Source organism: Citrobacter sp. Cy070, assembly GCF_030332245.1.
Classification (GTDB): domain Bacteria; phylum Pseudomonadota; class Gammaproteobacteria; order Enterobacterales; family Enterobacteriaceae; genus Citrobacter; species Citrobacter youngae.
Genome location: NZ_JAOWIG010000069.1, coordinates 74,017 through 87,253 on the forward strand (window position 1 = coordinate 74,017; position 13,237 = coordinate 87,253).

The following is a 13,237-nucleotide window of genomic DNA, read 5'->3' on the forward strand; positions in this document are numbered from 1 at the left end:
CCTGTTTTCCCTCTCAGAACGTGATCACGCCTTTAATCAGTTCACGGTTGTTGATCACATCCCGCTCGTAAATTTCTGCCAGTGTGGCAAATGCGTAACGGTGCGTAAGCATCATGTCGGCGGTCAATTTGCCTTCCGACATCAGGCGGCCCACTTTGGCGAAATCTTCCGGTGTGGCGTTGCGACTGCCCATCATGGTGGTCTCTTTCTTGTGGAACTCAGGGTCAGAGAACTGCAAATCGCCTTTAAACAACCCAACAAAAACGATGCTGCCGCCATGGCGAATCAAATTCACCGTGTTATTCATCGCATGCTGATTCCCCGTGGCATCAATCACCTTTTGCGCCAGCGAACCGCCAAACTGGTTTCGCAGCTGCGTATCAAAATCGTCAGCGGATGGGTCGATAACCGGAAGTCCCAGGCGGGAAACCACATGCTCCCGGCGCGCGGGACTGGTATCGGCAACCACCACCTGTGCGCCATCGGCTTTGGCAATGGCTGCCGCGCCCAGACCAATCGGGCCAGCACCAACCACCAGCACCTGCTCACCTGGTGCCACCGCCGCCCGGCGTACCGCATGCGCGCTGATGGCATAAGGCTCAATCAGCGCCGCCGCCTGCGGGTCAATCCCCTGCGCATCCAGCAGATTGGTCACCGGAACAGAAAGATATTCACTGAAACCGCCATCCTGATGGACGCCAATCACCGAAATCTTCTCGCAGCAGTTGGTACGCCCGCTCAGGCATGCCGGACACTGCTGGCAGGCCACGTAAGGAATAACCGCCACCTGCTGTCCATTTTTCATATTCTGTATATTTTTGCCCAGCCCAACAATTTCCCCACATATTTCATGACCTAACACTCGTGGGTAACTGAAAAAAGGTTGATTGCCGCCCCAGGCATGAATATCGGTACCACAAATTCCTACCGACTTAATTTTAATGAGTGCTTCACCCTCACCCGGAATAGGTATTTCGCGCTCTTTCCAGACTAATTTTTTAGGTTCCTGGCAAATCAACGTATTCATCGTAGACATGATTCTGCTCTCCTTTTTTTCTGTTGCCTCAGATATCAACGAAAATAAAAAAGCCGGAGAAAGCAGAAACACAATCTGTGAATTCCAGCGCATAAAAATGTTTTAAATCGGGTTTTAATAGCCAAAAAGGAGAAGCCATGAGCCGTTCACAAAACTTACGCCACAATGTGATTAACCAGATAATCGATGATATGGCGCAGGGTCATATCCCTTCCCCACTTCCTTCGCAAAGTGCGCTGGCGGAGATGTACAACATCAGCCGCACCACCGTGCGCCATATGCTGAGCCACTTAGGCGAGTGCGGGGTGCTGACCCAGGTCGGTAGCCACTATGTCATCGTGCGTAAACCTGACCATGATGACGGTTTTGCCTGCACCACCGCCTCCATGACCGAGCAAAACCGGATTTTTGAGCAGGCGTTTTTCACCATGATCAACCAGCGCCAGCTGCGCGCGGGCGAGAGTTTCTCCGAACTGCAGCTTGCCAGAGCCGCGGGGGTAAGCCCGGTAGTGGTACGGGAATATCTTTTAAAATTCGAACGTTACAACCTGATAAAAAACGAAAAACGCGGTCAGTGGAGCATGAAGCAGTTCGATCAGGCCTACGCCGAGCAGCTGTTTGAACTGCGAGAAATGCTGGAAACCCATTCCCTGCAGCATTTTCTCAATCTGCCCGACGATGACCCACGCTGGCTGCAGGCGAAAACGCTACTCGAGCGCCACCGGATCCTGCGCGACAGCATCGGCAGCAGCTTTCGTATGTTCTCGCAGTTAGACCGCGAGTTTCATGCTTTACTGCTCTCTGCTGCCGATAATATATTTTTCAATCAATCACTTGAAATCATCTCCGTGATTTTCCACTTCCACTATCAATGGGACGAAAGCGACCTTAAGCAGCGCAATATCATTGCCATCGATGAGCATATGACCATCCTCAGCGCACTGATTTGCCGCAGCGACCTGGATGCCACCCTGGCGCTGTGTAACCATTTGAATTCAGCCAAACAATCGATGATTCGCTCCATCAACCAAAGTCATAGCGCAGCACATTAAGTACCGATAAAAAACAGCAAACTATTACCGGGAGCACGATTTTATAAAAATAAAAACGCCGGAAAAATACCTCTTGCCTATGCTCACGCTAAGTCGACTGCATTAAAAAATTTTGTGAGCGGTGATGAGTAAATTGTTTCATCACTGGTATTTTTTCAATACTGCACAGCCCGGCTGTGTGAATAATAAATTATTGAGGTTCAGGAGTCCGGCGTGGAAAAAAATAATATTACCCTCGACCCGAGTTCTTCGTTTGGCACGTCGTCATCTGCGGATATTAATGTTCCGCCTGAAGGCATGGTGCAACGCAGTAGCCGAATAAAACGTATTCAGACCACGGCAATGATTTTATTATTTCTTGCTGCGGTAATTAATTATCTCGACCGCAGTTCTCTGTCGGTCGCTAACTTAACGATTCGTGAAGAACTGGGGCTGAGCGCCACGCAAATCGGCGTGCTGCTGTCGGTTTTTTCTCTCGCTTACGGTATTGCCCAGCTCCCCTGCGGCCCGCTGCTGGATCGCAAAGGTCCGCGCATTATGCTTGGGCTGGGGATGTTCTTCTGGTCGCTGTTTCAGGCGATGTCCGGCATGGTACACAGCTTCACTCAGTTTGTGCTGGTGCGTATCGGGATGGGGATCGGCGAAGCGCCGATGAACCCGTGCGGCGTAAAGGTCATCAACGACTGGTTTAACATCAAAGAGCGCGGTCGCCCGATGGGGTTATTCAACGCCGCTTCCACCATCGGTGTAGCCATTAGCCCGCCGATTCTGGCTGCCATGATGCTGGTAATGGGCTGGCGCTGGATGTTTATTACCATCGGCGTGCTGGGCATTTTCCTCGCCATCGGCTGGTACATGCTGTATCGCAACCGCGAGCAAATTGAGTTGAGCGCCACCGAACAGGCGTACCTGAACGCCGGTAGCGTCAATGCCCGTCGCGATCCCCTGAGCTTTGCCGAATGGCGCAGCCTGTTTCGCAATCGCACGATGTGGGGCATGATGCTGGGCTTTAGCGGCATCAACTACACCGCATGGTTATATCTGGCCTGGCTGCCAGGCTACCTGCAAACCTCCTATAACCTGGATTTAAAAAGCACCGGATTAATGGCAGCGATCCCGTTCCTGTTTGGCGCAGCCGGCATGTTGATCAACGGTTTTGTCACCGACTGGCTGGTGAAAGGCGGTATGGCGCCGATTAAGAGCCGTAAGATTTGTATTATTGCCGGAATGTTCTGTTCTGCGGCCTTCACCTTCGTGGTCCCGCAGGCCACAACGTCGATGGCCGCGGTGTTACTGATCGGCATGGCGCTGTTCTGCATCCACTTCGCCGGAACGTCCTGTTGGGGTCTGATCCATGTTGCGGTGGCTTCACGCATGACCGCCTCCGTGGGAAGCATCCAGAACTTCGCCAGCTTCATCTGCGCGTCATTCGCCCCGATCGTCACCGGATTTATTGTTGATACCACCAACTCTTTCCGTCTGGCGCTGATCATCTGCGGCTGCGTCACCATGGTGGGCGCTCTCGCCTACATCTTCCTGGTGCGCCAGCCCATTAGCGATCCACGTAAAGATTAATCCTCCAGATGCCCGATAACACCGTGCTTATCGGGCATGTTATGCTCCTCGTATGAACATCACCTTACGCGCTACTACTCTGGCAGACGCAGCCGCGCTTCCCGCCATCGAACGATCTGCGGGGCAACGTTTTTTACAGATCCCGGAACTGGCGTGGATTGCTGATGACCAGATTATATCGGCTGCTCAGCATCAGGCATTTGCCGCCACTGGCTTGAGCTGGCTGGCGCAGGCCGATGAGCATCCAGTCGGCTTTTTAGTCGCCGAAACGCTGGATTCATCGCTGTTTATTGCAGAACTGTCGCTGCATCAGGCGTGGCAGGGAAAAGGCATTGGCCGCAGATTGCTTAACTATGTTGCCGAACAGGCGCGTGCAAAAGGTTATACGTCGCTTACGCTGACCACCTTCCGCGATGTGCCGTGGAATGCGCCATTGTACGCGCGACTGGGTTTTGAACTGCTGGCTGACGAGACACTTCCTGCAAAGTTGCGCCAGAAAAGAGAAGAGGAAGCAGCGCATGGGCTGGCGTATGAATCACGCTGCGCCATGCGCCTGATGTTGCGCTAATTGCCCGATGGCGGCTACGCCTTATCGGGTCGACATAACTTTCCCGTAGGCCGGATAAGCGACAGCGCCATCCGGCATCACAGTCTTAGAACGTTTCCCAGTTATCCCCGGCATCCGCTACCGCGGCTTTACGCGGCTGGACCGTTGAAACCGGTTTAGCGGCCGCAACGTCACGCGCGCGCTGTTGGTCATGCTGAATACGGAACACCGCAACGGCCTGAGTCAAACGGCTGGCCTGTTCTTCCAGCGCTGCTGCTGCTGCTGCGGATTCTTCCACCAGCGAGGCGTTCTGCTGCGTCACGCGATCCATCTCGGCGACGGCCAGACCGACCTGGTCGATCCCGCGGCTCTGCTCGTCAGAAGCGGAGGCGATTTCACCCATGATATCGGTCACGCGGGTCACCGCATTGACGATCTCATCCATGGTTTCACCGGCGCTTTCAACCAGCGTTGAACCGACATCCACGCGGCTGACCGAGTCTTCAATCAGGCTCTTAATCTCGCGCGCGGCCTGCGCACTACGCTGGGCCAGGTTACGTACTTCACCCGCAACCACCGCAAATCCACGGCCCTGCTCGCCCGCACGTGCGGCTTCTACCGCGGCGTTGAGCGCCAGAATGTTGGTCTGGAAGGCAATGCCGTCGATGACACTAATAATGTCGGCGATTTTCTGCGAACTGGAAGCGATATCACGCATAGTTTGCACTACGTTATCCACCACTTTGCCGCCTTTCTGCGCCGTTTCTGAGGCACTCAGCGCCAGATGGCTGGCCTGACGGGCGTTTTCGGCGTTCTGCTTCACGGTCGCCGTCAGCTGTTCCATGCTGGCCGCAGTTTCTTCCAGAGAAGCCGCCTGTTGCTCAGTGCGTGAAGAGAGATCGTTGTTACCCATGGCAATCTCGCTGGCACCGCTATAGATAGCGTTAGCACCATTACGCACATCACCCACGGTGTTCATCAGTTCACCCTGCATATGACGCAGGCTTTCTGCCAGTTGCCCAATCTCGTTGGACCCTTCTACATCAATGCGCTTTACCAGATCGCCGCTGGCGATATGGCGAATGCTGTCAATCAGACGGTTCATCGGAGAGATAAGAGAAAGTTTGATGCCGAACCAGACCGCAACAATCGCCGCCAGCACGGTAATCAGCACGCACGCCAGTACCCACATCGCCTGGCTGTAAGAGCTGTTGTTATCTTCAACCGCAATGTCATACAGGCGGTCATTCTGCTGCATGTAATTGACATACTGCTTCTCAAAACCATCCTGATAGCTTTGCGTCGGTTGATCAAAGAATGCGTTGATCTTCCCTTCACCCAACAGTTGGATCAGCTCCGCCAGCGCACCATGATAGATGTCATAGGTGCGGTTGATCTCCTGGAAAGCGGCTTCACTTTGACGCGGGTCACGCGGGAGAGATTCATAGACCGCCCAGTTTTTTTCCGTCAGTTTCAGCGCCGTGCTCGCTACCTGCATCAGCTCAGCAACGGTCGCACCGCTGCCGATATTGTTCTGATCCATCATGTAGCGAATACCCGCCCGGTTAAGGGTGTTTCGCGTTTGCAGCAGTTCAACCCAGGTGGCATTCAGCGCAGACTGCTGCTGGCGAATGGTTTGCAGAACGGTAAAGTTCTCTTTGTCATTCTTCAGTGAGTTAAAGAACAACCCGCCCGAGGCCAGTTGTAAAACGCCAAATAGCGCCAATACCAGCAGTAAGCTGGTAACAATCTTCATTCGTTTTAACATGTTTTCTCTTTCCGCTAGACAGATGTCAGAATTTTCGGCCTGGAAAGGGAAAACTTTATGGAATTCGTGCTAACTGAATCGATCTCAGCATCGACGATTCGTCGATCCCCGCAGTCAGCCCAGGATCTAAAGGCGTTTATCAGTGATCTCAATCACATAATTATCCCCACTCACCGGCACCAGGAACCGCTCACTGACACTTGGGACCGCTTAAGCTGACATACAACCACTCACTTATTTACCTTACTTTACGCGCGTAACTCTCTGGCAAGATCCTCCCAACATAGCAGTCAACTTATCTCCTCAAACACACAATCAACCCCCCAGCGGCCTCGGCCAATTATTAGGTTTTACTATGGATACGAAAAAGATATTCAAGCACATACCCTGGGTCATTCTCGGAATCATCGGTGCATTCTGCCTCTCGGTAGTGGCATTACGTCGGGGTGAACACATCAGCGCCCTGTGGATCGTGGTCGCCTCTGTCTCCGTTTATCTGGTGGCCTATCGTTACTACAGTCTCTACATCGCCCAAAAGGTGATGAAACTTGACCCGACGCGCGCCACGCCGGCGGTCATCAACAATGATGGTCTGAACTACGTTCCAACCAACCGTAACGTATTGTTTGGTCACCACTTTGCCGCTATCGCCGGTGCGGGTCCGCTGGTTGGGCCGGTACTGGCCGCGCAGATGGGCTACCTGCCCGGTACGCTGTGGCTGCTGGCTGGCGTAGTGTTGGCCGGTGCGGTGCAGGACTTCATGGTGCTGTTTATCTCTTCTCGCCGTAACGGCGCCTCTCTGGGTGAGATGATCAAAGAAGAGATGGGCCCGGTGCCGGGAACCATTGCGCTGTTTGGCTGCTTCTTAATCATGATCATCATCCTCGCAGTACTGGCGTTGATCGTGGTGAAAGCACTGGCTGAAAGCCCGTGGGGTGTGTTCACCGTCTGCTCAACCGTACCTATCGCGCTGTTCATGGGGATCTACATGCGATTCCTGCGCCCAGGACGCGTGGGCGAAGTGTCGGTGATTGGTATTGTGTTGCTGGTTGCCTCCATCTACTTCGGCGGCGTGATTGCGCACGACCCGTACTGGGGCCCGGCGCTGACCTTTAAAGACACCACCATTACCTTTACCCTGATCGGTTACGCGTTTATCTCTGCGCTGCTGCCGGTATGGCTGATCCTCGCCCCGCGCGACTATCTGGCGACCTTCCTGAAAATCGGCGTTATCGTCGGTCTGGCGGTGGGGATTGTTATCCTCAACCCGGAACTGAAAATGCCGGCGATGACCCAGTACGTTGATGGTACTGGCCCGCTGTGGAAAGGCGCACTGTTCCCGTTCCTGTTCATCACCATCGCGTGTGGTGCGGTATCTGGCTTCCACGCGCTGATCGCTTCAGGTACTACACCGAAGCTGCTGGCCTGTGAAACCGACGCGCGTTTCATTGGTTACGGCGCGATGCTGATGGAATCCTTCGTGGCGATTATGGCGCTGGTTGCTGCGTCCATCATCGAACCGGGTCTGTACTTCGCAATGAACACCCCGCCTGCGGGCCTTGGCATCACCATGCCGAACCTGCATGAAATGGGTGGCGAGAACGCGCCGCTGATTATGGCGCAGTTGAAAGACGTCACCGCACACGCGGCGGCAACCGTCAGTTCCTGGGGCTTCGTGATTTCGCCTGAGCAGATCCTGCAAACCGCGAAAGACATCGGTGAGCCGTCCGTTCTGAACCGCGCAGGTGGCGCACCGACGCTGGCCGTAGGTATCGCCCACGTGTTCCACAAAGTGCTGCCGATGGCTGACATGGGCTTCTGGTACCACTTCGGTATCCTGTTCGAAGCACTGTTCATCCTGACCGCACTGGATGCAGGTACCCGTTCTGGCCGCTTTATGCTGCAGGATTTACTGGGTAACTTCGTCCCATTCCTGAAGAAAACCGACTCCCTGGTTGCTGGCGTCGTGGGTACTGCGGGCTGCGTAGGTCTGTGGGGTTACCTGCTGTATCAAGGCGTGGTTGACCCGCTGGGCGGCGTGAAGAGCCTGTGGCCGCTGTTCGGTATCTCTAACCAGATGCTGGCTGCCGTGGCGCTGGTTCTGGGCACCGTGGTACTGGTTAAAATGCAGCGCACCAAATACATCTGGGTTACCGTTGTTCCGGCAGTATGGCTGCTGATCTGCACCACCTGGGCGCTGGGTCTGAAACTGTTCAGTACCAACCCGCAGATGGAAGGCTTCTTCTTTATGGCGAATCAGTACAAAGAGAAGATTGCTAACGGCGGCGAACTGACCGCACAGCAGATTGCCAATATGAACCATATTGTCATCAACAACTACACCAACGCAGGCCTGAGTATTCTGTTCCTGGTGGTAGTGTACAGCATCATTTTCTACGGGTTCCGTACCTGGCAGAAAGCCCGCACCATCAACGGTCGCTCTGATAAAGAAACACCGTATGTACCGGTGCCAGAAGGCGGCGTGAAAACCTCTTCACATCACTAACCTGAAGCCGGGTGGCGCGCTGCGCTCCCGGCCTACATCACTTAGTACCGCAGGCGTAATTGGCGCAGTCAGTTTGGCCGCGGACAGCGCGCAGCAACCGGAGCGTACACGCTGTACGTGAGGATTGCGAGCACTGCCCGCGGTCAAAATGGCAAGTGAAATAGCCTGCATCTACGAGCTCAACATATATCCGGGGCGTTTTATGTTTGGTACTTTAGGTCAGGCAAAAAAGTATCTCGGTCAGGCGGCAAAGATGCTGATTGGCATTCCGGACTACGACAACTACGTCGAGCACATGAAGACCAACCATCCCGATAAGCCGTACATGACCTACGAAGAATTCTTCCGCGAGCGCCAGGAAGCCCGCTACGGTAGCGGCGGAAGCAGTTGCTGTTAGAAGGAGAAGTGAATGACCCCGATTGCAGTTACCCTACTCACCGGTTTTCTTGGCGCGGGTAAAACCACCCTGCTGCGCCATATTCTTAACGAGCAGCACGGTTACAAGATTGCCGTTATCGAAAACGAATTCGGCGAAGTCTCGGTGGACGATCAGCTGATTGGCGATCGCGCAACACAGATCAAAACCCTGACCAACGGCTGCATCTGCTGCACCCGTTCGAGCGAACTGGAAGACGCGTTGCTCGATCTGCTCGACAACCTCGACAAAGGCGCGATCAATTTCGACCGTCTGGTGATTGAGTGCACTGGCATGGCCGATCCTGGCCCGATTATTCAGACCTTTTTCTCCCACGAAGTCATTTGCGAACGCTACCTGCTGGACGGCGTAATTGCTCTGGTTGATGCGGTACATGCCGACGAACAGATGAACCAGTTCACCATCGCTCAGTCGCAGGTGGGCTACGCCGACCGCATCCTGCTGACCAAAACCGACGTGGCAGGCGAAAGCGAAAAACTGCGAGAGCGCCTGGCGCGCATCAACGCCCGCGCCCCGGTGTATACCGTCACGCATGGCGATATCGATCTCTCGCTGCTGTTCGACACCAACGGTTTCATGCTGGAAGAGAACGTGGTCAGCGCCAAACCGCGTTTCCACTTTATCGCCGACAAGCAGAACGATATCTCCTCGATCGTCGTCGAACTGGATTACCCGGTGAACATCAGCGACGTATCCCGGGTGATGGAAAACCTGCTGCTGGAATCTGCCGAGAAACTGCTGCGCTACAAAGGTATGCTGTGGATTGAAGGCGAACCAAACCGCCTGCTGTTCCAGGGCGTCCAGCGCCTGTACAGCGCCGACTGGGACCGCCCGTGGGGCGACGAACAACCGTACAGCCAACTGGTGTTTATCGGTATTAACCTGCCGGAAGACGAGATCAGAGCGGCGTTTGCGGGGTTGAAGAAGTAGAATTCAAGAGCGGTGTTAATATTCTACACCGCATTTTATTATATTGTGGGTGTGTAAAATGGAAAGAATACATTTCAGATTTAGGAAAACCAAAAAATATTCAATAATTCGACCACAGTTTAAATTTTTCATAACTGACCTCGTGCAACTAAGCATGTTATTTGCGGTGATCGGATTCTTTAGTATTTGGATTTATTTAAGTAGAATAAACCAACTTGGTTTACTTACTTCTGCGCTATCAACACCTTCAACCTTACTCGCTGTATTCGCCTCAATATGTTTAATATTAACCAAATGGGGCATTCTTTTATCCATACCTTCAATTATATTTACATGGTCTACAAAAGCCAATAAAATTGATTATTTAGTAAAGCGACTATTTTTTCATTCATTATTTTTAAGCATTATTCTCGCAGTGTTAAGTTGCGTCCCTGGAGACATTGCCATTCCATTGACGATTTATTGCATAATGCTCTACTGTTGCTATATCATATATCTCAAAACAATACCAACAGAAAAAAATTCCCTCACTATCTTTTGTACTGCATTGTTAATTAATTTCATTATGATTTTCATATTTAGCATATTATACAATAATATGTCTTTACAGCAATATGAACGCCCGGAAAGAATATTCACACTCCTAATTGGACTAATAGTAGTATATACACCAATTGGAACGGTCGTTTGGTATATAACTAAAGGAAAGAAAATAAAAATAAAAGAAATTGTTATGATTGCATTATTTAGCGTTTCAGTCTTGGTATATTCAACAACAATGTTTGCTAGTGGTATATTTATAAAGCTCAATGACTACAGCATGAGTTATGCAGGCTTGCGTGATAATAATTACCATTGGATTAAAATAAACCCTGGTGATTTCCCTGATAGTTGGTTAGATAATTACAAAGGGATAAAAAAAACCACTAGCAATGGGCAAATATGGTTGCAAGGCTATTCACTATTTCAAAACAAAGATTATGCTTTTATTTGCTCACAAGAAACAATGAGCGAAATTAAAAAATACACTCGTTCTCGAATGATTCCTTTTTTCGATACACCGATTGGCTCAATGGATACGACATCATGTATTCTTACAGAAAATAAACCAGAAAATCATATACAGATGGAAAAATTCAATTTTCCTGATAATTTATTACCATCCAACAGAATTTAATTTATAATTGATTTTCTCACTTACCTCTAATTCCGCTTAGGTATTATTTAAAATATGGAGAGAGACGCTCCCTCTCCTAAAACGTAATGTTTCACTCCACCACAAATCGTGTCGCCGCAAAGCAGTTCAATATCCGGTGCACCAGAAATACCAGGGTGAGCGTGGCCAGCAGCGCAACGGTAACGGAGGTGATGCGGTAGAGATCGCTGAACACCAGATCGCTGTCCGGATGCAGGTTCTGGCCGAACATAATGCCGATGGTGGTGATACTGGCAAAACCCACGCCCGCACCGACTTTTTCCATTACATGCAGGCGGGCGCTGAACGCCAGCCCGAGGCCAATCAGCGGCATCATCAGCAGCATATGGTTGCTGAAATCATACACCAGCAGTTGCACCAGCAGAATGTACAGACAAGCCAGCACCACGCCGACCACACGCCAGAGAGAGCTCAACACCGCGCCGCGATAATGCATTGGAAAGAGGATCAAAATGCCCGCCATCAGCGCCGACAGCGAATCGCTCAGGTCACAAACCTGAAAGACCACAAAAATCATTGTCGCCACCGAACCGGAAAGCAGCGATTCGTGGCGAACCCGGGCGTCATCTTTCTCAATGCGCGGCGGCGGCTGCCGGGGCTCCACGTCCGGGATCAGATAATGCAGCAACGCACTCAGCGCCACCGCCATGACGCAGGCTTCCATATTGGAGAACATCAGCGTATGCCAGTTGGTGGTGGGATAGCTCATAAAATTGAGCATCGTGCTCTGGCACACCACGCCCATTGAGCCGAACAGAAACAGCGGTCCTTTGCTCATCAACCGAAAACGCATCACGTACAGACCAAAAACCACCAGCGTCATAATCAGCGGCCATTGTGAGAAATAGCCGACAATCAGTACCATTTCGACGCAGTTCACCGCCGCGCTGAACACAAACTGTTTGGCCACATGGCGGTTGAACACCGGCACCAGCGACAACAGCATCAGCGGATAAACCACAAAAAACACGCCGTACTGCACGTTATAAAAGGTCGAGATACTCAGCGCGATTGTCCCGGCAACCGAGATACGCAGAGTCTGGCGAAAATCATTGGCGGTGTAGACAATATTCCCGTGCGGCGTAAAGACGTGAGCCAGGGTGTTAATAGACATAATGCAGCCAGCTAACGAGATGGATCTGCGCTCCGGCAAAGGTGCGGGCGAACATCCCTTCGCTGTTATACAACTGCACCGTGGCGCGTGCCCCGGTCGGCAACGGCGTGTCGAGCGGTTCGTTCAGCGCGACGTGAATACGCATACGCTGGGCATCGCGCACCCAGCGGGTGGACTGTTCCGGTTGCGACAGCTGGCCGTTAACCTGCTCCTGGCCCGCCAGAATACCGGCATCGCTGCTGGTGACGCGGGCAGAGAAAACTTTGCCCGGCATGGCGTCGAACACCACGGCGGCATCGGTATCCACCCGGGTGTGGCGCAGGCTTTTCTCGCGAAAGTCAGCCACAATGTCGGTCTGGTGGCTGACCAACGCCAGCAATGGCGTGGCGGCAGTGGCGTAAAGTCCGGGACTAAGCTGGAGATTGCTCACCGTACCGTCGGTCTGTGCATACACTTTGCTCCAGCCGAGGTTCAGTTGCGCCTCTTCCAGCGCATTACGGTATTTTTGCAGCGTCACATTGCGGTTTTCATCGCGCTCGCCGCGCTGGATCAGCAGGTTCTGAATACTGGCATTGAGCGCCGACACCGACTGCTCGCTGGTTTGCCAGGCGGTGCGCACCTTGTCGAGATCGGCTTGCGACACGTTCTGCATGGCGCTCAGGCGCTGGTAGCGGTCAAAGGTGGTCTTGTCGTTCCGGGCGTTGAATTGCGCGGTGCGCAGGTTTGCACGCGCAGAGGCGATCTGCGCATCCAGCTGTTGGTTGCTCAGCTTTGCCTGCTCAAGGGCGATTTGCGCAGCCTCGACCTTATTGATAAACGGCGTCGGATCCAGTTCGTACAGCAAATCGCCCTTTTTCACCTGGCTATTGTTATGTACATGCACCTGCGAGACGTAGCCGGATACACGTGAGGAAACAGGCGTTACCACACGCATCACCGTGGAGTCCGGTGTCAGCGGGATCCAGATATCGGCAACGATAAACCAGGCGAATATGACCAGGAAAGCGGCAATACTCACCCTTACCCAACGGGCAAATTTTTGTTCTGGGGTCATCAT

Annotated in this window: 11 protein-coding genes; 7 read left to right on the forward strand and 4 right to left on the reverse strand. The window is 52.6% G+C overall.

The annotated features are described in order from the left end of the window. Positions 1 to 13 precede the first annotated feature (13 nt). Positions 14 to 1,036 carry a zinc-binding alcohol dehydrogenase family protein gene (locus tag OGY19_RS12790; protein WP_048212792.1) on the reverse strand — a complete coding sequence of 341 codons (1,023 nt, stop codon included), beginning with the start codon at positions 1,034 to 1,036 and terminating at the stop codon, positions 14 to 16. A 137-nt stretch (positions 1,037 to 1,173) separates the two neighbouring features. Here OGY19_RS12790 and OGY19_RS12795 point away from each other — a divergent pair, with 137 nt between their 5' ends. The 3 genes from OGY19_RS12795 (at position 1,174) to OGY19_RS12805 (ending at position 4,231) form a co-directional block, all read left to right on the forward strand. Continuing rightward, complete coding sequence (locus OGY19_RS12795; RefSeq protein ID WP_115601036.1) at positions 1,174 to 2,088, forward strand: GntR family transcriptional regulator; 915 nt, start codon at positions 1,174 to 1,176, stop codon at positions 2,086 to 2,088. A gap of 213 nt (positions 2,089 to 2,301) precedes the next feature. Further along, entirely contained in the window at positions 2,302 to 3,663 is a 1,362-nt protein-coding gene (locus OGY19_RS12800) for an MFS transporter (protein ID WP_061067180.1), read from the forward strand. A 52-nt stretch (positions 3,664 to 3,715) separates the two neighbouring features. Continuing rightward, complete coding sequence (locus OGY19_RS12805) at positions 3,716 to 4,231, forward strand: GNAT family N-acetyltransferase (RefSeq protein ID WP_115601037.1); 516 nt, start codon at positions 3,716 to 3,718, stop codon at positions 4,229 to 4,231. Between the two features lie 85 nt (positions 4,232 to 4,316). Here the strand turns inward: OGY19_RS12805 and tsr are convergent, their stop codons facing one another. After that, positions 4,317 to 5,978 (reverse strand): methyl-accepting chemotaxis protein, encoded by a 1,662-nt coding sequence (tsr, locus tag OGY19_RS12810; RefSeq protein WP_048212794.1) that lies wholly within the window; start codon positions 5,976 to 5,978, stop codon positions 4,317 to 4,319. A gap of 355 nt (positions 5,979 to 6,333) precedes the next feature. Between tsr and btsT the strand changes: the two genes are divergently transcribed. The 4 genes from btsT (at position 6,334) to OGY19_RS12830 (ending at position 11,027) form a co-directional block, all read left to right on the forward strand. After that, positions 6,334 to 8,484, forward strand: coding sequence for a pyruvate/proton symporter BtsT (gene btsT, locus OGY19_RS12815; protein ID WP_115601038.1), 2,151 nt, complete (start codon positions 6,334 to 6,336; stop codon positions 8,482 to 8,484). A 202-nt stretch (positions 8,485 to 8,686) separates the two neighbouring features. After that, positions 8,687 to 8,881 carry a YbdD/YjiX family protein gene (locus OGY19_RS12820; protein ID WP_003830038.1) on the forward strand — a complete coding sequence of 65 codons (195 nt, stop codon included), beginning with the start codon at positions 8,687 to 8,689 and terminating at the stop codon, positions 8,879 to 8,881. A 12-nt stretch (positions 8,882 to 8,893) separates the two neighbouring features. Beyond that, on the forward strand, positions 8,894 to 9,850 hold the full coding sequence (gene yjiA, locus OGY19_RS12825) for a GTPase (RefSeq protein ID WP_101743000.1): 957 nt from the start codon (positions 8,894 to 8,896) through the stop codon (positions 9,848 to 9,850). A gap of 598 nt (positions 9,851 to 10,448) precedes the next feature. Then, positions 10,449 to 11,027 (forward strand): hypothetical protein, encoded by a 579-nt coding sequence (locus OGY19_RS12830; protein WP_124020752.1) that lies wholly within the window; start codon positions 10,449 to 10,451, stop codon positions 11,025 to 11,027. Positions 11,028 to 11,118: 91 nt separating this feature from the next. Here OGY19_RS12830 and OGY19_RS12835 read toward each other — a convergent pair whose 3' ends face one another. Both OGY19_RS12835 and OGY19_RS12840 read right to left on the reverse strand, forming a co-directional pair. After that, positions 11,119 to 12,180 (reverse strand): DUF2955 domain-containing protein, encoded by a 1,062-nt coding sequence (locus OGY19_RS12835; RefSeq protein WP_115601041.1) that lies wholly within the window; start codon positions 12,178 to 12,180, stop codon positions 11,119 to 11,121. After that, positions 12,170 to 13,237 carry an HlyD family secretion protein gene (locus OGY19_RS12840; RefSeq protein WP_115601042.1) on the reverse strand — a complete coding sequence of 356 codons (1,068 nt, stop codon included), beginning with the start codon at positions 13,235 to 13,237 and terminating at the stop codon, positions 12,170 to 12,172. The genes OGY19_RS12835 and OGY19_RS12840 overlap by 11 nt, the downstream gene beginning before the upstream one ends.

Coding starts and splice junctions, on each gene's coding strand:
- yjiA (WP_101743000.1), top strand. CDS start 8,894: ATGACCCCGATTGCAGTTACCCTACTCACCGGTTTTCTTGGCGCGGGT.
- OGY19_RS12795 (WP_115601036.1), top strand. CDS start 1,174: ATGAGCCGTTCACAAAACTTACGCCACAATGTGATTAACCAGATAATC.
- OGY19_RS12805 (WP_115601037.1), top strand. CDS start 3,716: ATGAACATCACCTTACGCGCTACTACTCTGGCAGACGCAGCCGCGCTT.
- OGY19_RS12835 (WP_115601041.1), bottom strand. CDS start 12,180: ATGTCTATTAACACCCTGGCTCACGTCTTTACGCCGCACGGGAATATT.
- OGY19_RS12830 (WP_124020752.1), top strand. CDS start 10,449: ATGTCTTTACAGCAATATGAACGCCCGGAAAGAATATTCACACTCCTA.
- btsT (WP_115601038.1), top strand. CDS start 6,334: ATGGATACGAAAAAGATATTCAAGCACATACCCTGGGTCATTCTCGGA.
- OGY19_RS12790 (WP_048212792.1), bottom strand. CDS start 1,036: ATGTCTACGATGAATACGTTGATTTGCCAGGAACCTAAAAAATTAGTC.
- OGY19_RS12820 (WP_003830038.1), top strand. CDS start 8,687: ATGTTTGGTACTTTAGGTCAGGCAAAAAAGTATCTCGGTCAGGCGGCA.
- tsr (WP_048212794.1), bottom strand. CDS start 5,978: ATGTTAAAACGAATGAAGATTGTTACCAGCTTACTGCTGGTATTGGCG.
- OGY19_RS12840 (WP_115601042.1), bottom strand. CDS start 13,237: ATGATGACCCCAGAACAAAAATTTGCCCGTTGGGTAAGGGTGAGTATT.